This is a genomic window from Streptomyces sp. 7-21, from assembly GCF_016741785.1.
Classification (GTDB): Bacteria; Actinomycetota; Actinomycetes; order Streptomycetales; family Streptomycetaceae; genus Streptomyces.
Map to the genome: position 1 here is coordinate 212,188 of NZ_JAERRL010000003.1, position 22,842 is coordinate 235,029.

General features: G+C 72.6%; 20 protein-coding genes and 1 pseudogene. 11 read left to right on the plus strand and 10 right to left on the minus strand.

What is annotated here, in order from left to right:
• Nucleotides 1-174: 174 nt before the first annotated feature.
• Both JK356_RS04815 and JK356_RS04820 read right to left on the minus strand, forming a co-directional pair.
• Complete coding sequence (locus tag JK356_RS04815) at nt 175-2,205, minus strand: serine/threonine-protein kinase (RefSeq protein ID WP_201866261.1); 2,031 nt, start codon at nt 2,203-2,205, stop codon at nt 175-177.
• Between the two features lie 92 nt (nt 2,206-2,297).
• Nucleotides 2,298-4,073, minus strand: coding sequence for a DUF4328 domain-containing protein (locus tag JK356_RS04820; protein ID WP_201866262.1), 1,776 nt, complete (start codon nt 4,071-4,073; stop codon nt 2,298-2,300).
• A gap of 171 nt (nt 4,074-4,244) precedes the next feature.
• On the opposite strand from JK356_RS04820, the gene JK356_RS04825 reads away from it, so the two are divergent.
• Nucleotides 4,245-4,916: a GntR family transcriptional regulator gene (locus JK356_RS04825; protein ID WP_201866263.1), complete on the plus strand. Its 672-nt coding sequence runs from the start codon at nt 4,245-4,247 to the stop codon at nt 4,914-4,916.
• A gap of 48 nt (nt 4,917-4,964) precedes the next feature.
• Nucleotides 4,965-5,612, plus strand: coding sequence for a hypothetical protein (locus JK356_RS04830; protein WP_201866264.1), 648 nt, complete (start codon nt 4,965-4,967; stop codon nt 5,610-5,612).
• On the opposite strand, the gene JK356_RS04835 is transcribed toward JK356_RS04830, so the two are convergent.
• Nucleotides 5,609-6,130, minus strand: a complete 522-nt coding sequence (locus JK356_RS04835) for a GbsR/MarR family transcriptional regulator (RefSeq protein ID WP_201866265.1) — start codon at nt 6,128-6,130, stop codon at nt 5,609-5,611. The two genes, JK356_RS04830 and JK356_RS04835, sit on opposite strands and share 4 nt — an antisense overlap.
• A 61-nt stretch (nt 6,131-6,191) precedes the next feature.
• Between JK356_RS04835 and JK356_RS04840 the strand changes: the two genes are divergently transcribed.
• The 4 genes from JK356_RS04840 (at nt 6,192) to JK356_RS04855 (ending at nt 10,201) form a co-directional block, all read left to right on the plus strand.
• A complete protein-coding gene (locus JK356_RS04840; RefSeq protein WP_201866266.1) occupies nt 6,192-7,121 on the plus strand; it encodes an ABC transporter ATP-binding protein in 930 nt (309 codons plus the stop codon).
• The gene (locus JK356_RS04845) at nt 7,118-8,755 is read left to right on the plus strand and encodes an ABC transporter permease (protein WP_201866267.1); all 1,638 of its coding nucleotides are present in this window, start codon (nt 7,118-7,120) and stop codon (nt 8,753-8,755) included. Before JK356_RS04840 ends, JK356_RS04845 begins: the two co-directional genes overlap by 4 nt.
• Nucleotides 8,756-8,904: 149 nt before the next feature.
• Nucleotides 8,905-9,471 carry a hypothetical protein gene (locus tag JK356_RS04850; RefSeq protein ID WP_201866268.1) on the plus strand — a complete coding sequence of 189 codons (567 nt, stop codon included), beginning with the start codon at nt 8,905-8,907 and terminating at the stop codon, nt 9,469-9,471.
• Nucleotide 9,472: 1 nt separating this feature from the next.
• Nucleotides 9,473-10,201 carry a class F sortase gene (locus tag JK356_RS04855; protein WP_201866269.1) on the plus strand — a complete coding sequence of 243 codons (729 nt, stop codon included), beginning with the start codon at nt 9,473-9,475 and terminating at the stop codon, nt 10,199-10,201.
• A 1-nt stretch (nt 10,202) separates the two neighbouring features.
• Here JK356_RS04855 and JK356_RS04860 read toward each other — a convergent pair whose 3' ends face one another.
• From JK356_RS04860 to JK356_RS04890, 7 genes and pseudogenes are all read right to left on the minus strand, one after another.
• The gene (locus JK356_RS04860) at nt 10,203-10,616 is read right to left on the minus strand and encodes a DUF3151 domain-containing protein (RefSeq protein ID WP_201866270.1); all 414 of its coding nucleotides are present in this window, start codon (nt 10,614-10,616) and stop codon (nt 10,203-10,205) included.
• Nucleotides 10,617-10,664: 48 nt separating this feature from the next.
• Nucleotides 10,665-11,687: a class II fructose-bisphosphate aldolase gene (fbaA, locus tag JK356_RS04865; protein WP_201866271.1), complete on the minus strand. Its 1,023-nt coding sequence runs from the start codon at nt 11,685-11,687 to the stop codon at nt 10,665-10,667.
• Nucleotides 11,688-11,788: 101 nt separating this feature from the next.
• Complete coding sequence (gene pyrE / locus JK356_RS04870) at nt 11,789-12,340, minus strand: orotate phosphoribosyltransferase (protein WP_201866272.1); 552 nt, start codon at nt 12,338-12,340, stop codon at nt 11,789-11,791.
• Nucleotides 12,341-12,350: 10 nt separating this feature from the next.
• A complete protein-coding gene (locus JK356_RS04875) occupies nt 12,351-13,175 on the minus strand; it encodes an aldose 1-epimerase (protein WP_201866273.1) in 825 nt (274 codons plus the stop codon).
• A 62-nt stretch (nt 13,176-13,237) separates the two neighbouring features.
• Complete coding sequence (locus tag JK356_RS04880) at nt 13,238-14,146, minus strand: SRPBCC family protein (protein ID WP_201866274.1); 909 nt, start codon at nt 14,144-14,146, stop codon at nt 13,238-13,240.
• Nucleotides 14,147-14,244: 98 nt separating this feature from the next.
• Nucleotides 14,245-14,976: pseudogene (locus JK356_RS04885) on the minus strand (spermidine synthase); the annotation flags it as partial.
• Nucleotides 14,977-15,047: 71 nt separating this feature from the next.
• Nucleotides 15,048-15,563, minus strand: coding sequence for a DUF2617 family protein (locus JK356_RS04890; RefSeq protein ID WP_201866276.1), 516 nt, complete (start codon nt 15,561-15,563; stop codon nt 15,048-15,050).
• A 454-nt stretch (nt 15,564-16,017) separates the two neighbouring features.
• Here JK356_RS04890 and JK356_RS04895 point away from each other — a divergent pair, with 454 nt between their 5' ends.
• The 5 genes from JK356_RS04895 (at nt 16,018) to JK356_RS04915 (ending at nt 22,819) form a co-directional block, all read left to right on the plus strand.
• Nucleotides 16,018-17,775: an ABC transporter family substrate-binding protein gene (locus JK356_RS04895; RefSeq protein ID WP_201866277.1), complete on the plus strand. Its 1,758-nt coding sequence runs from the start codon at nt 16,018-16,020 to the stop codon at nt 17,773-17,775.
• Nucleotides 17,776-17,943: 168 nt separating this feature from the next.
• On the plus strand, nt 17,944-19,461 hold the full coding sequence (locus JK356_RS04900) for an ABC transporter permease (protein ID WP_201866278.1): 1,518 nt from the start codon (nt 17,944-17,946) through the stop codon (nt 19,459-19,461).
• 12 nt (nt 19,462-19,473) lie between these two features.
• The gene (locus JK356_RS04905; RefSeq protein ID WP_201866279.1) at nt 19,474-20,502 is read left to right on the plus strand and encodes an ABC transporter permease; all 1,029 of its coding nucleotides are present in this window, start codon (nt 19,474-19,476) and stop codon (nt 20,500-20,502) included.
• Nucleotides 20,502-21,770: an ABC transporter ATP-binding protein gene (locus JK356_RS04910; RefSeq protein ID WP_201866280.1), complete on the plus strand. Its 1,269-nt coding sequence runs from the start codon at nt 20,502-20,504 to the stop codon at nt 21,768-21,770. The genes JK356_RS04905 and JK356_RS04910 overlap by 1 nt, the downstream gene beginning before the upstream one ends.
• Nucleotides 21,767-22,819: an ABC transporter ATP-binding protein gene (locus tag JK356_RS04915; RefSeq protein ID WP_201866281.1), complete on the plus strand. Its 1,053-nt coding sequence runs from the start codon at nt 21,767-21,769 to the stop codon at nt 22,817-22,819. The genes JK356_RS04910 and JK356_RS04915 overlap by 4 nt, the downstream gene beginning before the upstream one ends.
• The last annotated feature ends 23 nt before the right edge of the window (nt 22,820-22,842 follow it).

Sequence of the window (22,842 nt, forward strand, 5' to 3'; positions counted from 1 at the left end):
TCCTCTTCGCTCCCCGATGGCCTCATGAGAGTACGGGCGGATGTATACACCGGACAGGACAGAGTCCGAACCGTTATCGGTTCCGGGCCCGGCCCGTAAAGGCCGGGCCGCTGCCGATTTGTGACCTGGCGATGACCTCGCCGCCGGTCCGCCGGCAGCGGCCCGGCGGCAGGGTCAGTTCGGCTCGACCGGGTACGGGTTTCCGTCCGGGTCGTTGGTCAGCTGGAAGTACAGCACGCCCCCCTCCTCGTAGACCCAGAACGCGACACCGGTGTTGCAGCCCGCGTCGCTCTCCGCCTCGACGAGCGAGTCGGGGCCGACGAGTATCCGGTCCTGCTCGGCCTGGACGAGGCGGTTCTGCCAGGTGCAGGTGTTGATGAAGTCGGTGATCGAGAAGGTCAGGACCGGGTCGCCCGTGGTGCCCTGCTCGACGACGGCGGTGTCCCGCATCTCCACATCATCCGTGTTCACGTAGTCATCCACCCAGGTGCCGAGCAGGTTCTGGGGAACCAGCTGGTCGCCCGCGGGCGCCGCCTGGAGCGTCGCCGACTGCTGGTTGTAGGACCACTGCATCTGACCGCTGTCGTTCAGGGTCAGCGTCTGCTCATCGTTGTTGTCGCGGCAGGTGTCCTGCACGGCGCTCTCCGGCACCGCCGAGCGGGATGTCTCGGTGAACGTCAGCTGCTGGTCGAAGGAGGCCAGCTGCATGTCGTAGACGCACAGCACGTCCTGGGAGGTCACCGCGACCGTGCCGATGGTGTCGCCGGGCGCGCCCTGCTGGATCTCCACGCGCATGGCGCGCCAGCCGGACGTGCCGCGCTCCCCGTACTCGCCCTGCCAGGCGCCCAGATAATCCTCGGCGATCGCGGACCCGCCGCCACCGCCGCCACCGCCGCCACCGGAACCACCGGAGCCGCCCTCGTCGTCGTCACCGGTCATCGACACCGCGGCGAAGACGCCGCCCGCCACAACGACGACGACCGCGACGACGATCGCCAGCAGCTTGGCACGGCTGTTACCGCCGCCGGTCCCCGTGGGGTGCGGCTGCTGCGGCTGCTGGGACTGCTGCGGCCCGTAGGGCGAGGCGCTGTACGGGCTGGGCGGCGGCGGGCTCGGCGGCGGCGTGCCCGCGGCCTGCGTGGGCCCGGCCGCAGCCCCGGCGCCGCCGCTGGCGGGGCCGAAGCCGCCCGAGGAGTACGGCGCAGTCGGCTGCGCGTACGGCGAGGGGTTCGAGTTCGGGGCCGGGGGCGGGGACGGCGGGGGCGTACCCGGCGCGGCGACCGTCGGGGTGTGCAGCTGCGTCTCGGGGCTCTCGGAGTCCAGCAGCGACACGGCGTTCCGGCCCAGCTGCGCCACCAGCGCGCCCGGCAGCCACGGCTCACCGTTGCCGTCGGGCGCCGGGTACCGCATCAGCTCCTCGACGGTGATGCGCTGCGCCGGGTCCTTGTGCAGGCAGGCCGCGATGAGCTGGTGCAGGTCGCCGGGGAGGCCGGTGAGGTCGGGCGTCTCCTCGGCGATACGGAACATCAGGATGTGCACGCCCGAGTCGAGGGCGCCGAACGGGGTCTTGCCCGTGGCGGCGAACGCCAGCAGCGAGCCCAGGCAGAACACGTCGCTCGCGGGGGTCAGCCGCTGGCCGCGCACCTGTTCGGGCGACATGAAGCCGGGCGAGCCGACGGTCGCGCCGGTGCGGGTCAGCCCCTCCCCGGGGTTGGTCTCCAGTGCACGGGCGATGCCGAAGTCGATCACGCGCGGGCCGTCGATGGTCATCAGCACGTTCGACGGCTTCAGGTCGCGGTGCACGAGCCCCGCGCCGTGGATGGCGTGCAGCGCCTGCGCGAGCCCGCCGGCGAGCAGCAGGACGCTGCGTTCGGGGAGCGGGCCGTAGTCGTTGGCGACCACCTGGTGGAGGGAGGGACCGGCGATGTAGCCGGTCGCCACCCAGGGCATGCGGCCCTCGGTGTCGGCGTCCAGCACGGGCGCGGTCCACTGGCCGCCCACCTGCTGCGCCGCGGTGATCTCCTGGTTGAAGCGCTGCCGGAAGTCCGGCTCGCTCGCGAGCTCGGGACGGATGGTCTTCACCGCGACGGTGCGGCCGCGGTCGGAGCGGGCCAGGTAGACCATGCCCATGCCGCCCTCGCCCAGCCGGGCCATCAGGCGGTAGGGACCTATGTGGTGCGGGTCATCCGGCGTCAGCTTTTCCATTGGCTGCTGGTTCCCCCGATTCGGACGATAGTGGTCTCACCGAGGATAGAGGTGAGTGGACGGCCGCCGTCCGGCGGCCGTCCGCGCGGACATCAGGTCATCTGGGCGGCGAGGCGGTCGTGCTGCCCCGTGGTGAGGCGTCGCACGACCACGATCGCCGCGGTCGCGGCGGCGAGAACGGGCACGTGCATGAGGGCGTTGAGCGCCGCGGCGGTGCGGGCCTCGTCGTAGGTGTTCGCGTCCTGCCAGGGCACCCACAGCCGTGGCACGTGCATGCCCGCCAGGCAGCACACCCAGATGGTCCACCACACGTCCAGGGGTGTCCTGCCCGCCGTGGGCCCCAGGGAGACGGCGCGGATGTCGTTGGCCATCTGCTTGGGGATGAAGAACATCCCGACGGGGATGAGCCAGCCCCAGAACGCCATGCCGCGCGGGTAGCGCAGGCGTCCAGGCCCGGCGAGGAACTCGGCGTTGACGCGCAGCCGCCAGAACCATGCCCAGAAGACGATGGCCAGGGCGAGGAGCAGCAGGGCGCCCAGCAGCATCAGGACGGTCGCGACCTCCTCGGCGACCTCCTGCTCCGACAGGTACAGGGAGCCGGTGACCATGTCGCCCGCGTGGCTCTGCCACTCGCTGAGCTTAACGGCAGCCTCGATGGTGTGGCCGAGGCTGAGGTACGTCAGCACCAGCATGGCGCCGAACAGCCAGTACAGGGCGGTGGCGAGGCCGGTGAGGGAGCGCGGCTGGCGCGGCAACCCCAGGTCGCCGGCGGGGCCGGCGACCGGGGCGGGCCAGGCCGCCGGCCACGCCTGCGGGGACGGCGTGGTGGCGACGGCGGTCGGCTGGTGCGGCGGACCGAACCCCGGCGCCGCCGTGGTCCACGCGGCCAGCGCCGCCGGCGCGGCCGGAGAGAGCTGCGGCGCGGGGGCGGACGGGACCGGGGCCGGGGCGCCCGGTTGGCTGTCAGGCTCCTCGCTGTCGAGCAGGACGATGGCCTGCTTGCCGAGCTGGGCGAGGAGTTCGGCGGGCGGCCAGGGCCGGTCGCCCGGCTCGTAGCCCTCCGTGGCCTGGAGCAGCTCGGCGATGGTGGGGCGGTCCGCGCTGTCCTTGGTCAGGCAGCGGCTGACGAGGGCGCGGAGCCCGCCGGGGATGCCGGTGAGGTCGGGTTCGGCCTCGACGATGCGGAACATCAGGGCGTGGGGGCCGGTGTCGTCCCCGGCGAACGGCAGCCGTCCCGTGGCGGCGTAGGCCAGGACCGAGCCGAGGCAGAAGATGTCGCTGGCGGCCGTGACGCTGATGCCGCGTATCTGCTCGGGCGACATGAAGCCGGGCGAGCCGATGACGGCTCCGGTCCTGGTCAGCCCGCCGCTGGTGACGGAGTCGAGGGCGCGGGCGATGCCGAAGTCGATCACGCGGGGGCCGTCGATGGTGAGCAGCACGTTCGACGGCTTCAGGTCGCGGTGCACGAGCCCCGCGCCGTGGATGTCACGCAGCGCCTGCACCAGGCCGCAGGCCAGCGACCACACGCTCGGCTCGGGGAGCGGGCCGTAGTCGTCGTCGACGACGCGCTGGAGGGTGGGTCCGGCGATGTAGCCGGTCGCCACCCAGGGCATGCGGCCCTCGGTGTCGGCGTCCAGCACGGGCGCGGTCCAGCGCCCGCCGACCTTGCGCGCGGTGGCGATCTCCTGGGCAAACCGCTGCCGGAAGTGCGGCTGGCTGGCGAGCGCGGGCTGAATGGTCTTCACCGCGACGATGCGGCCGCGGTCGGACCGTGCCAGGTATACCTGGCCCATGCCGCCCGCGCCCAGGCGCCCGAGCAGCCGGTACCCGCCGATGCTGCGCGGGTCCTCGGGCCATAGCCGCTCCATGACGGGTCCTCCGCCTTCTCGCCGCCGTCACTTCGAGGATAGGGTCAACTCGCTCTGGGTGAACGGCCGATACTACTCCGATATCGTCACGGGTTCGCCCGCGGACTGTCACAGACGGCGCCGGCGGGCGCGACTCCTGGGATTTTTCTCCTACTTGTACGCTTAACTCCCGTGATTCAGCGGACCACCCTGCGCGAGCAGCTCGCGGACGCGCTCCGTGAGGAAATCCTGGCCGGGCGGCTCGCTCCGGGTGGGGAGTTCACGGTGCGGGAGATAGCCGAACAGTACGGCGTTTCCGCAACGCCCGTGCGGGAGGCCCTCGTTGACCTCTCGGCGCAGGGGCTGCTGGAGGTCGAACAGCACCGCGGTTTCCGGATCAGGGAGTACTCGCTCACCGACTTCCAGGACATGATCGAGGCGCAGACCATCGTGGTGGAGGGCGCGCTCCACCACCCCGCCCTGACGCTGCGCGGCGCGGGCCCCGAGGCGTACACCTCCATCCGCCGCCGCGCCTCCGCCGCCCGGCAAGCCGCCCTCGCCGGGGACCTTGACGTGCTGATCGCCTACGACCTGCGGTTCTGGCGCGAGCTGGATGCCCTGGTCGGCAACCCCTACCTCGGGGAGTTCCTCGACCGGCTGCGGGTGCGCTCGTGGGCGTTCTGCGTGCCGCACCTCAAGCGCCTGGCCCGGGCCGACGCCATCGCCGGACGGCTGTGGGCCGGGCACCTGGAGCTGACGGACGCCGTCGAGCACAACGACGTCAGGCAGGCCGCCCGGCTGCTGCGCGACCACCGCGCGCACCAGCTCGCCCTCGCCTTCGATCTCGCGGCTGAGGACCGCTGACCCTACCCTGGAGGAGCCCCGGCCTTCCGCGCGAGAGAGAGTCCCTTCGTGGCCTGTGACCTGTGGCTGGTCCCGCTCGTCGACGTCCTCTGCCAGCGCCCGGACAACCCCTTCTCCGAAGAACTGGCCTGCTACGACCAGGCGCTCGCCGAGGCGGGCCTGCCGCCGGTGCCGGTGACGTCGTACGTGCCGGGCACGTCGGGGCGGGTGGCGCCGGTCGCGGGCTTCAACTACGCCGACCTCCATCTGCTGCGCCGGGCCTACCTGCTGCACCTCAGCGGGCTGCCGGTCACCCCGGCCGAGCGGCTGGACGGGGACTACCAGCAGCTGCTGGAGATGTTCGAGGCGGCCGCGCAGCAGGCGCATCTGGTGTGGCACTTCGACCACGCCGGGGCGTATGTGCCGGTGGACTTCCCCCATCCGGTGGTCAATGACGCCCTGATGGAGAGCGGCGGGCCGCTGGGTTCCAGCCACGGTCTGCTGCGGGAGCTCCAGGCGGTGGCCCCGGTGCTCGGCATCGACCCGCGGAACCCGCCGCCCGCGCCGGCGGCGCCGCAGCGGCCGACGCGGCTGGACGAGCCGCTGGCCGTGGCGGGAGAAGAGGGGCCGTTCATGCGGGAGCGGCACGTATGGCTGGGCCTTCACGCCGCCGCCACGCGGAGCCTGGCGCAGGGCGCCATGATCGTCTTCAGTTAGGGGCCGCTCGCCTCCGCCGCCCGGCGGCGGCGCCAGCGCTCCAGCAGGCCGTCCAGCTCGTCCGCCAGGAAGTCCATGAAGGCGGCCGTGTCCAGCAGCCGCTGCCGCACGTCCGAGTCCGGCGGCGCGGTGCCGGCGCCCGCCAGCAGCGTGGCGCGCCACCGGGACAGCAGCGGCCCCCGGCTGAGAAACGCCTCGTACCAGACGTCCGGGTGCAGCCGGTACAGCTCGCGGCGGGAGCCCGGCTGGCGTTCCCGGCTCACCAGGTGGATCTGGGACAGGTACCGCACGGCGCCGGAGACGGCGGCGGGCGAGACGCGCAGCCGCTCGGCGAGTTCCGCCGCCGACAGCACGGCGCCGGGGGCGGTCATCAGGCAGGCGAAGACGCGGGCCGCCATGCGCTGCATGCCGGCCTCGGTCATGTCGGAGGCGAACCGCTCCACGAAGGCGGCGGTCTCGGGGCCGTACTCCTGACCCGGGCGGGACGAGTCGTGGTGCTGCTCGGTCACGTGGCTCATCCTCCCACCTTCGGCAGTTATGTACCTTCACAAATTTGTGAACGAAGAGTACGGTCGCCTCATGACGCAGGCACGCACCGACGCCATCACCGTCTCCGGCCTGGTGAAGACCTTCGGCGCTACCCGCGCCCTGAACGGGCTCGACCTGACCGTCCGCACCGGCGAGGTCCACGGCTTCCTCGGCCCCAACGGCGCCGGCAAGTCCACGACCATCCGCGTACTGCTCGGCCTGCTGCGCCCGGACGCCGGCCACGTCAGCGTGCTCGGCGGCGACCCCTGGGCCGACGCCGTCACCCTGCACCGGCGCCTGGCCTACGTCCCCGGCGACGTCGAGCTGTGGCCCAGCCTCACCGGCGGCGAGGCCATCGACCTGCTCGCCCGGCTGCGCGGCGGCCTTGACACCGCCCGGCGCGACGAGCTGATCCAGCGCTTCGCCCTGGACCCGGGCAAGAAAGGCCGCACCTACTCCAAGGGCAACCGCCAGAAGGTCGCCCTCGTCGCCGCCCTGGCCTCCCGCGCCGAGCTGCTGCTGCTCGACGAGCCCACCTCCGGGCTCGACCCGCTGATGGAAGCGGTCTTCCAGGACGTCATCAACGAGGCCCGGGCCGAGGGCAGGACCGTGCTGCTCTCCAGCCACATCCTGGCCCAGGTGGAGAAGCTGTGCGACCGCGTCAGCATCGTCCGCCTCGGCCGCACCGTGCAGTCCGGCACCCTCCAGCAGCTGCGGCACCTGACCCGCACCACCATCGAGGCCGAGACCAGCCGGCCCGCCGCCGGGCTGGACCAGCTGCCGGGCGTGCACGACCTCACCGCGACGGGCACCACCGTCCGCTTCAGCGTCGACGGCGCCCACCTCGACGCCGCCCTCCGCGCGCTCAGCGGCCTCGGCGTCCGCAGCCTCGTCAGCCACCCGCCGACGCTGGAGGAGCTGATGCTGCGGCACTACGGCGACGACCTCGCGGCCGGCACCGGCGAGGGGAGCCCGCGGTGAGCCCTGCGTTCACCGGCACCGGCACCCTGCTGCGCTTCGCGCTGCGCCGGGACCGGATCCGCCTGCCTGCCTGGATCGCCGCCCTGTGGCTGCTGACTGTGGCGTCGGTGGCGAGCTTCGCGGGCACCTACCCCACGGCCGCCGACCGCGCCCAGCTGGCCGCCACCCTGGACAGCCCGGCCATGCTCGCCGTCTCCGGCCCCCGCGGCTACCTCGCCGACTACACCTACGGCGCCATGACCGCGCACCAGCTCCTCGGCTTCGTCACCGTCTTCGCCGGCCTGATGAGCGCGCTGACCGTGGTCCGCCACACCCGGGCGGAGGAGGAGAAGGGCCGGGCGGAGCTGCTGCGCTCCTCCGTCGTCGGCCGCCACGCCCAGCTGACCGCCGCACTGGTGCTGGCCGCCGCCGCCAGCCTGCTGCTGGGCGTGCTGCTGTGGCTGAGCCTGCCCGCGCTGGGGCCGGCGGGCCTGACGTTCTCAGGCTCCCTGCTGTACGGGGCGGGCCACGCCGCGGCCGGCCTCGTCTTCGCGGGCGTCGCCGCCGTCGCCGCGCAGCTCACGCCGTTCGCGCGCGGCGCGACAGGGCTGGCGTCCGCCGCCATCGGCCTGTCCTACGTGCTGCGCGCCGCGGGCGACGCGGGCGGCACGGCCGCCACGGCGGCGCTGTCGTGGCTGACCCCCACCGGCTGGATCCAGCGCACCTACGCCTACGTGGCGGACCGCTGGTGGCCGCTGCTGCTGTGCGCGGCGCTCGCCGCCGCCACCATGGCCGCCGCCTACGCGCTCAGCGACCGGCGCGACGTCGGCGCCGGACTGCGGCCGCCGCGCCGCGGCCGGACCACCGCCAGCGGCGCGCTGACCCGTCCCCTGGGCTTCGCGCTGCGGCTCCAGCGCGGCGTGCTGGCCGGGTTCGCCGCCGGGATGCTGGTCTTCGGCCTGATGTACGGCTCCGTGCTGGGCGAGGCCGAGGAGATGATCGCGGACAACGAACGGCTGCGCCGCACCATCGAGGACCTGGGCGGCGGCGTCGCCGAGTCGTTCGCCTCCGCGATCATGAGCATGCTGGCCATCGTCGCCGCCTGCCTGTCGGTGCTGGCGGTGCTGCGGGCCCGCGCCGAGGAAACCGCGCGCCGCGCCGAGCCGGTGCTGGCCACCGCGCTGTCCCGCGCCCGGTGGGCGGGCAGCCACCTGGCCGTGGCGCTGGCGGGCGGCACCGCCGTGATGCTCCTCGGCGGCTTCGGCTTCGGCGTCGCGGGCGCGCTCACCGCCGGCGGTACCGGCCCGGACCCGGGCCTGGACACCGGCCTGCTGTGGCGGCTGACCAGCGCCTCACTCGCCTACGCGCCCGCGCTGTGGGTCATCTCCGGCCTCACGCTGCTGCTCTTCGGCTGGCTGCCCCGGCTGTCGGCCGCCGCCTGGCTGCTCCCGGCCTATGCCTTCGTCACCGTCTACCTGGGCGAACTCATCGACATGCCGGACCCGCTGGCCTGGCTCTCCCCCCTCGGGCACGTGCCGCGGGTGCCCGCCGCCGGCCTGACGTGGACGCCGCTGCTGGTCATGACGGCGCTGGCGGCCGCGCTGTGCTGCGCGGGCCTGGCCGGATTCCGCCGCCGCGACCTGCACACGCCCTGACACGCCGGGCCCGTTGCCCCCAAGGGAGCAGCGGGCCACCCGCCGGGACCCACTCCGGGTGCGGACACGGTCACGCGCTGCTGGCATGGGTGGCGACCGCCACGCACCACCGCGCGCGTGCCGCCACGATCCGGAGGTCATCCACCGCCATGAAGTCCCCGAAGTCACCGCGCCGCCGCCCGGCCCGCGCGACGGCCGCGGGAGCGGCGACCGCCACGCTGGCACTCTGCCTGTCCGCCCTCACGGCACTCGCCGCGGCCCCGGCTTCGGCCGCCGGCGGCGACACGGCACCGCTGACCGTCTCCCCGGGCGCCGGGAGCGCGGAGACCGCCGTGACCGTCACGACCACCTGCCGGCCGGACGGCCACGCCACCTCCGAGGCGTTCCAGGACAGCGTCGGCCTGGAACAGGCCGGCGACGGCACGTGGACCGGGACCGCCGCCGTCAAGCCCGACGGGCTCGTCATCGGCCGCAGCTACCCCGTCGCCGTCCGCTGCGACGACGGCGTCACGCTGAGCACGTCCTTCACCTTCACGGCCGGGATGCCGCACGGCGGCGTCTCCGCCGGCTTCGGCGGCGGCGCCGAGGACGGCGGCGCCCGGGCCACGGCCCTGGCCATCGGCGGCGGCATCGCCATCAGCGGGGCCGTCGCCTACGCCCTGCTGTCCCGCCGGCCCGCGGCGCGGTGGCGCCGCCTGACCGGAAGCCGGTACTGAGATGGCGCGCCCGCTCCGCCCCGACGCCGGCGCCCCCCGCCACCGGCAGCGGCGCCACGAGGTGCGCGCCCGGCGCCTGGAGACGGCGGCCGTGGTCACGGCGCTGGGCCTCGGCATCGCCGGGGTGTACCTGGGCACGGACGCCGCCGGCTCCCGCGAGCCGCGCGCCGTCAGCATCGCCGAGGGCGTCTCCCGCCCCGACGCCGTGGACGCCCCGGGCAGCCACATATCCGGGGGCGCACGCCCCGCCACGGATGCCCCGCCCCTGCCCCGGTCCGACCCGCTGCGGGTCCGCATACCCTCCCTCGGCACCGACGCCGAGGTCTACGGCGCCGGCCTGGCCCCCGACGGCGGCCCGCCCACCCCCGCGGCCGACGACGCGCTGCGCGCCGCCTGGTACGAGGGCGGCGCCGCGCCCGGAGAGCGCGGCGCCGCCATACTCGTCGGCCACCTGGACACCTACGACGGCCCCGCCGCCTTCGCCGGGCTCGGCACGCTCCGGCCCGGCCAGACCGTCGAGATCGACCGCGCCGACGGCACCACCGCCGTCTTCCGCGTCGACTCCGTCGAGCAGTACCCCAAGGACGACTTCCCCGACCAGCGCGTCTACGGCCCCGTCGTCACGCCCCAGCTGCGCCTGATCACCTGCGGCGGCACCTGGACGAAAGACGGCGGCTACGACTCGAACATCGTCGCCTACGCCACCCTGGCCCGCGCCACGGAACGCTGACCTACTTCAGCGTCTCCGCGGCCGTCGGCGAGCTGTCACGCAGGAACTGGGTGCAGCGCTCGTACTCCGCCTCCTCGCCGATGGCCCGCGCCGCCCTGGCCAGGGCGTGCAGCGCCCGCAGGAAGCCGCGGTTCGGCTCGTGCTCGAAGGGGATGGGGCCGTGGCCCTTCCAGCCGTTGCGCCGCAGCGCGTCCAGCCCGCGGTGGTACCCGGTGCGGGCGAAGGCGTAGGACTCGATGGTCCGGCCCTCGGCGAAGGCGTCGTCGGCGAGCTGCGCCCACGCCAGCGAGGACGCCGGGTGCCGGGCGGCCACCTCGGCCGGATCCTTGCCCGCGGCCAGCAGGGCGCGGGGCTCGGGGTCGTCGGGCAGGTGCACCGGGGGCGGGCCCCCGAGCAGGTTCTCGTGCATGATCATGTGTCCAGTCTGCCTGGCGGCGGCGACAGCCAAAGGACCGCGCGGACCTCAGGACAGCCGGGTCCCGGCGGAGCGCAGGTCGGCGCACGCCTGGGTGACGCGCTTGGCCATGCCCGCCTCGGCGAGCTTGCCCCAGCTGCGCGGGTCGTACGTCTTCTTGTTGCCGACCTCGCCGTCGACCTTCAGCACGCCGTCGTAGTTGGCGAACATGTGCCCGGCGATGGGCCGCGTGAAGGCGTACTGGGTGTCGGTGTCCAGGTTCATCTTCACGACGCCGTTGTCCAGCGCGGTCGCGATCTCCTGCTTGGTGGAGCCGGAGCCGCCGTGGAAGACGAAGTCGAACGGGTCCCGCTTGCCGAACTTGGCACCCACACCGTCCTGCAGCTCGCGCAGCAGCTCCGGGCGCAGCACCACATTGCCCGGCTTGTAGACGCCGTGGACGTTGCCGAAGGACGCGGCCAGCAGGTAGCGGCCCTTCTCCCCCAGGCCCAGCGCCTCGGCGGTGCGCAGCGCGTCCTCGACGGTCGTGTACAGCTCGTCGTTGATCTCGTGGCTGATGCCGTCCTCCTCGCCGCCGGTCGGGGTGATCTCGACCTCGAGCACGATCTTCGCGGCGGCGGCCTGGGCCAGCAGCTCCTCGGCGATCGCCAGGTTGTCCTGGAGCGTCTCGGCGGAGCCGTCCCACATGTGGGACTGGAACAGCGGGTTCTCACCGCGCTTGACGCGCTCCGCGGAGAGGGCCAGCAGCGGGCGGACGTAGCCGTCGAGCTTGTCCTTGGGGCAGTGGTCGGTGTGCAGCGCGATGTTCACCGGGTACTTCTCGGCCACGATGTGCGCGAACTCCGCCAGCGCCCGCGCGCCGCTCACCATGTCCTTGTTGTACTGCCCGCCCAGGAACTCGGCGCCGCCCGTGGAGATCTGGACGATGCCGTCGCTCTCCGCCTCGGCGAAGCCGCGCAGCGCCGCGTGCAGGGTCTGCGTCGAGGTGACGTTGATGGCCGGGTAGGCGAACTTGCCAGCCTTGGCCCGGTCGAGCATCTCGTTGTAGACCTCGGGGGTCGCGATGGGCATCTGTCCGCTCCTCGTGAGTGTCCTCGTGAGTGTGCCGTGTGGGGCAGCAGGGCCCCGCGTGCGAGGGCCCACGTAACTGGGGGGGACGTCGTTGTCGCGCCCTATCCTCCCAGACCGAGATCCGAGGTTTCGAACGCCTGGCGGTACGGCAGCCCGGCCCCGGCGATCGCGGCGGCGGCGCCGCGCTCGACGATCACCGCGACGCCCACGACCTCGGCGCCCGCCTCCCGGGCCGCCTCGACCGCCGTCAGCGCCGAGCCGCCGGTCGTGGAGGTGTCCTCGACGATCAGCACCCGGCGGCCGGCGATGTCCGGCCCCTCGATGCGGCGCTGGAGGCCGTGTGTCTTGGCCGACTTGCGGACGACGAACGCGTCCAGCGCCCGGCCGCGCGCCGCCGCCGCGTGCAGCATCGCGGTGGCCACCGGGTCGGCGCCCAGCGTGAGGCCGCCGACGGCCTCGTAGTCCAGGTCGGCCGTCAGGTCCAGCATCACCTGGCCGACGAGCGGCGCGGCCTCGCCGTCGAGCGTCACGCGGCGCACGTCGATGTAGTAGTCGGACTCGGCTCCGGAGGAGAGCACGACGCGGCCGTGGACGACGGCCTTCTCCTTGATCTGGCGCAGCAGGCGGTCGCGCGCCTCGGTCACATCGCTCATGCCTGTGACCCTATGCGCTGGCCAGCCGCCGCCACGTCCAGGTGGTGGCGATCTCCAGGGGCTGGATGGGGGTGACGAGCCGCGGATGGGTGTTCAGGCCGTTCGGCGGGCCCGACTGCGGCTCGACGCACACCGCCTCGGGCACCTCGTCGTAGATCACGACCCACTCGGCGCGGCTGGTCACCGTCAGCTCCAGCTCGCCGGGCCAGGTCACGGTGACACGCACGCCGTCGGGCATGCCGAAGCAGTCATCCCACGGCCCCGGAGTGGGGGCGATCCGGCGGCCGGTCGGCAGGTGGTCCTCGCCGCGCTGCTCCTGCCAGGCGGCCTCGAAGGCCAGCTCGGCCGCCGCGCCGCCGGGGGTCAGCACCCGGTTGAACCACGGGTGCCAGCCCGCCTGCGCCGGGAACGAGTCGCCGCTGGTCTCCACGGCGAGGGTGAGGGTCAGGCTGCCGTCGTGCCCGTCCTGGCCGCCCGCGAGCTCGGCGGTCTGGGTGACCAGGCCGTCGTACGGCCAGGGATCGCCGAGCGGGCAGTCCAGAGTCGCCGAGGCGGGGCCGGCGGTGACGGCGCGCCAGGCGCGGTCGCGGACCGTGCCGTGGATGGCGTGGGGGCCGGCGTTCCGGGGCAGCTGGTGGGCGGTGGCGCCGTTGCGGAACCGGCCCTCCCGGGTGCGTCCGCACCAGGGGGCCATGATGAAGGAGCCGAACCGGTCGCCCTGGCGGAGCAGCTCCAGGCCGTCGACGCGCAGGGAGGTCATGCGGCCGCCGCGGCCAGGGCTGAGCGTGGCCTCGGCCCTGCCGGCGGCCAGGCGTATGTCGTCGTTCGTCGTCACGGTCGCACGATAACGATCCGGTGTCGCCCCCGCCACGGCGGTCCGGCTGGCGGGGCCCCGGGTCAGCGGTGGCGGCGGAGGAGGCGGCGGGTGACCAGCACGGCCGTCGCGGCGGCGAGGGCGGCGACCGGGGCGGCCCACCGCAGCGTGGCCGCCTGGGCGGGCGTGCGGCCGGGCGGCGGCTCGGGGGCGTACCGGCCGCGGGGCGGCGCGTGGTCCACCTCCTCGGCGCTGCGGCCGATCATGGTGCGCCGGGCGAAGTCCGCCTCCGGCTCGACCGGCCGCTCGCTGGCGTACGCCTCGGCCACCTCCTCCGCGAGCGGGTCGGCGTCCGCGGCAGGCGCTGTGTCGGGCACTGTGTCGGGCACTGTGTCGGGCACTGTCTCGGGCCCTGTTCCGGTCACGGTCTCCGGCACTGCCTCGGGCGCGGTCTCCGGCGCGGGGATGCCGGGGATCGCCCGCTCGTTGTCGTCGGGCGCGCCGATGCCCCCGGCGGCCGGCGGCTGCGCCGGGGGCATGGGCTGCCCACCGGACGCCCGCTCCAGATCCTCGGCGAGCGCCGCGGCGAAGCGGTCGAGCAGGCGCCGCGCCGCCGCCTCCCGCTGCCGGGGCTCGAACGCGGCGAGGCGGCCCGAGGCTTCGACGGTGCCGGTGAACGCCAGCGTGGTGCCCGAGCCGTCCGGCACGGGCCTGGGCACGATGGTGAGCCGGAGGCTGACGGTGCCGCTGCCCCGCGACTGGGTGCCCTCGCCGGTGACGGCGAAGCCCTCACCGCGTTCGACGAGGGAGAGCGTCCCACGGTAGGTGATGGTGGACGGGCCCACCCGCACCCGCAGCCGGCCGTCGGCGCCCGGCTCCCGCTCGCCCTCGCCGAGCCGGAGCCCCGGCACGCAGCGGGCGAGACGCGCGGGGTCGGCGAAGGCGCTCCGCACGGCGGTCACGGCAAATGGGACATAGACCTCGTGCTCCATGGCGCGGAGCCTACCCACCGCCCCGGCGCGGGTCACTCATTCCTCAGTCCTTCGTGCGTGCCCGGTGGTGCTTCCAGCTGCTCGGCCAGCATCCGGTCAGCCGCCCCTTCCAGCGGCGCGACCAGCAGGGACGAGGCGAGGAGCGTGAGCACGGCGGCGGCGTTCGTCAGCGCGAGGCGGCGGCGGACGCGCGGCGGGTGGTCGCCGCGGAACAGCCACAGCACGATGATGCCGCCGGCCAGCACGTTGATCACGCCGGTCAGCAGCGCGGCCGCCACCTCACCGAGCATCGGCAGCAGGAGGAAGGGGAACGCCAGGCCGCCGAGGAGCGCGCCGACGTAGTCCGCCGCGGACAGGTCGGCGACGGCGCGGCCGGGGTCCTGCTGGCGGATCCGCTGGATCAGCGTCATCAGCAGCGGCATCTCGGCGCCGATCAGCACGCCGATCGTCAGCGCGAGGCCGATGAGCACCGGCCGGGCCTCGCCGAAGAGCGCGAAGCACAGGTAGAGGGATATCGCCAGCGTCCCGCCTACCAGGGCGAGCAGGATCTCGATGACGCCGAAGCAGGCCGAGGCGGGGCCCTTGAGCCGCTTCGCGGCCAGCGACCCGATGCCCATGGCGAACACCATCAGCGACAGCACGACCGACGTCTGCGTGACGGTGTCGCCCAGGAGGTAGTCGGCCAGCGCGATGAGTTCCAGCTCGTAGATCAGGCCGCAGGCGGCGCAGACGAAGACGGCCAGCAGGACCAGGAACCGCGCCGCCGCCGCGGGGACGGGCAGGTCGGCGGCGGGCGGCCGCTCGGCCTTGGGCGGGTACGTCTCGATCATGCTGTGCACGTTACGTTACTCTGCGCGTTCATCCTGTCACCCACAGGAGTGGGATTCGGCGGCGGTGTACGTCAAGTCCCGTGCGGCTCAGGGCTGATGCGCGTGCGGGTGGCGACCAGACGCCGCTCCTGGGGGTAGGCATGCCACGTGCGCCATTGGATCTGTCCGTCACCGCACTGAGCGAGAAGGGCGGTGAACGCGTGGGGATCACCGGGGAACACGCCCGCGAGGCCGTGGGGATGCTCGGCGACGAGCGCCAGCAGCTCCTGCGCCCGCCCCGCGAACGAGCCGGCGCTCAAACTCTCCACGCGCGCGGCGAACTCGTACGCGAGGTTGCCCAGGCGCTTGGAGACCCCCAGCGGGAGCGGGGTGCTGCTACCCGGCATGCACGCGACGGTTTCGGAGCAGGTACCCTCCGACCGGTCGACGAATACCTGGTGGGAGGCGCCGAGCACCCGCAGCTGGATACGCCCGCCCCTCAGTTCGAGGTCGAGGGTGGCCAGGGAGGGCAAGGGCTCCCGGTCCAGCGCCCACGCCAGGTCGTTGGCTCGGGTGTCAGTGAACGAGGTTTGGATCGTGGTGAGCATGGGTCGGCTCCCGCATGCACGCAGTGGGGTACGGTGCGGACCCGCCCCTCGGGGCCGGGAAGCCCCTCAAGGCCGGTCGGCCGCCGGGCCGTTGCCGCTCTGGATGACGTCCAGGGCGCCGGACCCGGACACGGGATCACCGAATCACGGAACATGCCGCTCCCACAGCGATTTTACCCAATCTCACCAAGTTTCCATCGTGTCGGGGACGGGGTAGGTCTGGTGTTCTCCGCCAGCTTGCCCGCATTACGAACAGGTGTGCACGGTTTACGCGCGTACCGTGCCGATTTCTGCCGAGTTTGTCCCCGTTTGAGGCGGTATTCCGATCACAGCTCGGACTGGTTCACATCTCGGCTGCACAACGGTCACCCATGCACACTTGTTCGCGCCAGATTCTGTGAGGAAGCTCTGCGCAACTTCACACCAGAAGTCACTTACCGCGGAAGGCCCGAAGATGACCCGATTCGGCACAACGTCGAAGATCCTCGCGGCCACGCTCGGAGGGGCCTTGGTGCTCTCCGCGTGTGGCGGCGGGGATGACGACGGCGGAGACGACGGCGGCAACGCTGCCGGCGGCTCCGTCATCACGCTTGCGGAAGCACAGCCCTTCCAGAGCTACAACAACACCACAGCGGCCGCGAACTCCTCGATGAACAGCACCGTGATGAACTGGGTGATCACGGGGTTCTGGTACTTCGGGGGCGGCGACGGCGCCCTGACCCCCAACGAGGAGTTCGGCACCTACGAGAAGACCTCCGACGACCCGCTCACCGTTGAGTACCACATCAACGAGGAGGCGGCCTGGTCGGACGGCGAGCCGATCGACTGCGACGACGTGCTGCTGTGGTGGACCGCCCAGAGCGGCGCCATGGACGGCCTGTTCTCCGCCATCGGCACCGAGGGCATCGAGAACACCGAGATGCCCGACTGCCAGCCCGGCGACAAGTCGTTCACCCTCGTCTACGACCAGCCGTTCGCCGACTGGGCCGCCAACGGCCCCAGCCACGGCAACGAGTCGTTCATGCCGGCCCACGTCGTGGCCGAGCAGGGCGGCCTGAGCACCGAGGAGTTCCTGACCGCGCTCCAGGAGCAGGACCGCGACGCCCTGGAGGAGGCCGCGCAGTTCTTCAACGAGGGCTGGGTGATCGAGGGCAGCCTGCCCGACCCGTCGCTCATCCCGTCGGCCGGCCCGTACATGCTCTCCGACTTCGTCGAGGGCCAGTCGGTCACGCTGACCCGTAACGAGAACTACTGGGGCACGCCGGGTGCCGCCGACACGATCGTGATCCGCACGATCCCGGAGGAGGGCCAGGTCCAGGCCCTGCAGAACGGCGAGGTCGACGTCATCCACCCGCAGCCGACCGTCGACCTGGTCAGCCAGATCGAGCAGGCCGCGCAGGCCGGCAACATCGAGTACGAGGTGGGCGACCAGTACACCTACGAGCACCTCGACTTCAACTTCGACGAGGGCGTCTTCGCGGACAACCTCGAGCTGCGCCGGGCGTTCTCGCTGTGCGTGCCGCGTGAGCAGATCGTCGAGAACCTGATCCGCCCGGTGGTCCCGGACGCCGAGGTCAAGAACGTCCGCAACGTCGCGCCGTGGGACCCGGGCTACGACATCGCCGAGGAGGCCGTGGCCGAGCAGGCGACCGAGTACGGCACGCAGGACATCGAGCGCGCCCGCGAGATCCTGGAGCAGGAGGACGCCGTCGGCACCACCGTCCGCCTCCAGACCCTGGACATCCAGCGCCGCAACGACACCGGCCAGATGATCAAGGCCGCCTGCGACGAGGCCGGGTTCAACGTCGAGTTCTCCTCCGACGCCGACTTCTTCGACACGTCCGGCGGCCTGTCCCAGGGCACCTTCGACGTGGCGATGTACGCCTGGATCGGCTCCTCGCTGGTCTCCGGCTGGCTGTCGACGTACGCCACCGTGGACGAGTGCTCCGCGGCGGGCAAGGGCAACAACAACGGCTGCTACAGCAACCCGGAGGTGGACGAGCTCCTCGAGGAGGTCATGCTGACCACCGAGCCCGAGGAGACGCACCGGATCGTCGCCGACATCGAGCGCATCCTCTGGGAGGACATGGTCACCATCCCGCTGTTCCAGCACCCGGGCATCACCGCCTGGTCCAGCCAGGTCGAGAACGTCGTGCCCGACCCGAGCCAGACCGGCGTCGTCTGGAACATGCCGGAGTGGTCAAAGGCCTGATCCCGGCCCGGTGACGGCCCGGTCCGCCCCCCGGTGCGACCGGGCCGCACGCCCCTCCGGACAATGACACGCGGGGCCGGGGAAACGCTTTCCCCGGCCCCGCTGTCCCGTACGTCCCGTCCGACCGCCCGCACACGCACTCACCAACCCTTCTCAGGAGTCAGCCCAATGCTCGTCTTCATCGTGCGGCGGCTCTTCGTCTCGATATGGGTCTTCCTCGTCTCCACGGTCGTGATCTTCTTCCTCGCGACCAACGTCCGCGACCCCCTGGCCGATGCCAGGCAGCTCCCGGACGGGACGCGGGAGGCCGTGATGGCCGACATCACCGAACGCATGAGACTCGACGAGCCGGTGATCGCCCGTTACTTCTACTGGCTGGGTGACGCCCTGACCGGTGACCTCGGCGAGAACCGCCAAGGGCTGAGCGTGAACTCCATGCTGGAGAGCGCGTTCACCGCCACCCTCCAGCTCGTCACCGGCGCCACCGTCCTGGCGATCGTCTTCGGCATCACCATCGGCGTGATCTCCGCCCTGCGCCAGTACAGCGCGCTGGACCAGGGCGTGACCTTCCTGGCCTTCGTCTGCTTCTCGCTCCCGTCGTTCTGGATCGCCACGCTGCTGAAGTCTTTCCTCGCCCTGGACTTCAACGACTGGCTGGCCGACCCGCACATATCCGTGCCGTTCCTGGTCGGCATAGCCCTGGTCAGCGGGCTCATCGGCGGCGGCCTCGTGGTCGGCAGCCGCACCACCCGCCTGACCGTCTTCGCCGGAACGGCGCTCTTCTCCGGAGCGGTCTTCGCGTTCCTGTCCGCCACCGAGTGGTTCGCCAGCCCCAGCCTCGGCCTGGCCGTCATCGCGGTGACCGCCGTCGGGGCCGCCGCCGGGTTCACCGCCCTCATCAGCGGACTCGGCTGGCATCCGCCGTTCCAGGCCGCGCTCGCCGCCGCCGGGCTCGGCATCGCCGCCTACTTCGCGACCGGGCCGGTCCTCGACAACCCGACGCTGCTGACGATCTTCGGCCTCGCCGTCCTCACCGCCGCGGTCTGCTTCGGCGTCGGCTGGGTGCTCGGCGGCGAGCTGCACCGGCGCTCCGCGATCCCCGCCGCCATGCTGACGGGCCTGTTCACCGGCGGGCTGATCTTCACCGACCGGATGCTCAGCTCGTTCGACGACTACAGCGCGACCGTCGCCGGGCGGCCGATCTCCACCATCGGCGCCGAAACCCCCAACTACCCGCACGGGGACAACTTCTGGCTCAGCGGCCTCGACTCGTTCGGCCACCTGGCGCTGCCCACGCTGGCGCTGGTGCTGCTGTCGATGGCCCAGTACTCCCGCTACACCCGGGCCAGCATGCTGGAGGTCATGAACCAGGACTACGTGCGGACCGCGCGCGCCAAGGGCCTGCCCGAGCGCACGGTCATCACGCGCCACGTCCTGCGGAACGGCCTGATCCCGGTGACCACGCTCGGCGCCTACGACATCGGAACCATCCTGGGCGGCGCCGTCGTCACCGAGACGGCCTTCGGCTGGCGCGCCATGGGCACGCTGCTGCTGGAAGGCATCCAGCAGGGCGACCCCATGCCGATCATGGCGTTCTTCCTGGTCGCCGGCGGTTCGATCGTGCTGTTCAACATGATCGCCGACATCGCCTACGCGTTCCTCGACCCCCGTATCCGGCTGTCGTAGAAGGAGACCGACATGACGCGCGAAGCGCAGACAGCCGCCGCGCCCGGACAGCCGGACGGCAAGCGGCCTGGGAAGGCCGGGAGCGGCGCCACCAGCGACGCGGCCGAGGGCCTGAACGTCGTTGCCCGCACCCAGGGCCAGCTGGTCCTGCGCCGCTTCTTCCGGCACAAGGGCGCGCTGGCGGGCATGATCCTCTTCGGTTTCGTGGTGCTGCTGACGGTGACGTCCATCGGCTACGGCCCCATACCCGGCTGGTGGGACAAGGACCCCAACACCATCGGCACGGTCACCAACGAGGGCCGCCCCACCCTGTCCGTCGTACCGGAGTTCCTCGGCGGCGGCGGCGTGCACCTCGGCGAGCACCCGTTCGGCCAGGACAACTCGGGCCGTGACTACTTCGCCCTGACCATGCGGGGCGCCCAGGCGTCGCTGACGATCGCCGTGATCGTCGGCGTGTGCGCCACCCTCGTCGGCACCATCGTCGGCGCCGCCGCGGGCTACTTCCGCGGCTGGACCGAGTCCGTGCTGATGCGGCTGACGGACATCGTCATCGCCGTGCCGACGCTGCTGCTCGCCGGGCTCATCGGCGTGATCGTCGCGGGCAAGGGCATCGTCGCCTTCGCCGTGTTCCTGGGGCTGGCGCTGTGGACGCAGACGGCGCGCCTGGTGCGCGGGCAGGTGCTCTCGCTCCGCGAGAAGGAGTACGTGGAGGCGGCCAGGTCCGTCGGCACCCCGGCGTACCGGATCATCGCCAAACACATCCTGCCGAACACCATCGGCATCATCATCGTCTCGGTGACGCTGGCCATCGCCTCCGCGGTGCTGACGGAGACGGCCCTGTCCTACGTCGGGCTCGGCGTCCAGCCGCCCGACACGTCGCTGGGACGCCTGATCACGGACTACCAGACCGCGCTGACCGTCCGGCCCTGGCTGTTCTACTGGCCCGGCGCGTTCATCATCGCCATCGCCCTGTCGGTGAACTTCATCGGCGACGGCCTGCGCGACGCCTTTGACCCCCGACAGACCCGGGTGCGTGACTGATGTCGATCACTCCTCCCCCCAACACCGCAGGCGGCGAGGTGGCCCTCGCCAAGCAGGGCACCGTTTCCAGTGCCGCGGAAGAGGTGCACGCCGCGCGGACGCTGGCCGACTCGCTGCCGCCGACCGACGAGGAGATCCTCTCCGTCGAGAACCTGACGGTCGAGTTCCCCACCGACGACGGCGTGGTCAAGGCCGTGCGCGGCGTCAGCTACCGGCTGCGCGCCCGCGAGGTCCTGGGCATCGTCGGCGAGTCCGGCTCCGGCAAGTCGGTGTCGTCCATGGCGGTCATGGGCCTGCTGCCCAAGTCGGCCCGCGTCACCGGCAGCATCCGCTACCGGGGCACGGACCTGCTGGCGATGCGCCCCAAGGAGCGGCGGGCGCTGCGCGGCCGGAACATCGCGATGATCTTCCAGGACCCGATGACGTCGCTCAACCCGGTCCGCACCATCGGCGACCAGCTCGCCGAGGCGGTCCTGGCGCACCACCTGGTGCCGCGCAAGCAGGCGATGAAGCGGGCGCGCGAGATGCTCGACCTGGTCGGCATCCCGCAGGCGGACAAGCGGCTGCGGGCCTACCCGCACGAGTTCTCCGGCGGCATGCGGCAGCGCGTGATGATCGCGATGGCGATCATCAACGACCCGGACGTCATCATCGCCGACGAGCCGACGACGGCGCTGGACGTGACCGTCCAGGCGCAGATCCTGGAGAAGCTCCTCGAGGTCAAGGACCAGGTCAACGCGGCGATCCTGATGATCACGCACGACCTCGGCGTGATCGCGGGCATGGCCCACCGCACCCTGGTGATGTACGCGGGCAAGCCGGTGGAGGTCGGCGAGACCGACGAGGTGTTCTACGGCCCGCGGATGCCGTACACGGCGGGCCTGCTGGGCTCGATCCCGTCCCTGGAGGGCGAGCGGGAGGAGCGGCTGCGTCCCATCGCGGGCACGCCGCCGTCGCTGATCTTCCTGCCGCCGGGCTGCCCGTTCTCGCCGCGCTGCCCGCTGGCCACCGAGGAGTGCACCGCGGCGGAGCCGCCGCTGGCGCCCGTGGCCAGCGGCGCGGAATCCGGCGACGGCGGGGACGGCACGCAGGTCCACCTGGCGGCCTGCCACCACAGCGACCGGCTCGCCGCCGCCGACGACCCGACGGAGTTCTTCCGGCCCGACGCCGAGGCGGGGCCGGCGGCCGGGCCGGACAGCGGAACCGGCGACAGCGGGGACGCCGGGACCACAGACCAGACCAGCAGCGAGAGCGAGGAGGGGCGATGACGGCCGAGACCGGCCTGGCCAAGGGCCCCAAGGACGACGGCAAGAACGGCGGGGAGGGCGGCGAGCTCCTGCGCGTGTCCGACCTCGTGGTCAACTTCCCGGTGCGCGGCAATGGCCTGATCCGGCGCGTGGTGGCGCAGGTGCAGGCCGTCAGCGGCGTGTCGTTCACGGTCGGCGCGGGCGAGACGCTCGGCGTCGTCGGCGAGTCGGGCTGCGGCAAGTCCACAACCGGGCGGGCCGTGCTCCAGCTCATCAAGCCGACGTCGGGCTCCGTGGTCTTCGACGGCCAGGAGATCACCGGGCTGAAGGGCTCCCAGCTGCGGCCGGTGCAGCGGCGCATGGGCATGGTCTTCCAGGACCCGTACGCCTCCCTCAACCCCCGGCTGCCGGTGAACGACATCATCGCCGAGCCGCTGAAGGTGCAGGGCGTCTGGCGCAACGGCGGCAAGCAGCGGGTGGCCGAGCTGCTGGAGCTGGTGGGCCTGAGCCCTGAGCACGGCAACCGCTACCCGCACGAGTTCTCCGGCGGCCAGCGCCAGCGCATCGGGATCGCCCGCGCGCTGGCGCTCGACCCGAAGCTGCTCATCCTGGACGAGCCGGTCTCCGCGCTGGACGTGTCGGTGCAGGCGGGCGTCGTCAACCTGCTGGAGGACATCCAGGACCGGCTCGGCGTGGCCTACGTGTTCATCGCCCACGACCTGTCCGTGGTGCGGCACATCTCCGACCGGATCGCCGTGATGTACCTCGGCAAGATCGTGGAGACCGGCACCCACGAGGACGTGTACGAGCGGCCCTCGCACCCGTACACGCAGGCGCTGCTGTCGGCGGCGCCGCTGGCCGACCCGAAGAAGGAGCGCCGCCGCCGCAGGACGGTGCTGACCGGGGACGTGCCGAGCCCGCTCGACCCGCCGAGCGGCTGCCGGTTCAGGACCCGCTGCTGGAAGGCCCAGGACATCTGCGCGACCGAGGAGCCGAAGCTGGAGAACCGGGGAACGGGTCACCCGGTGGCCTGCCACTTCGCGGAAGTGGGCTCGTCGGTGGCGGCCTGATCTGCCCTGAGCACGCGGCGGGG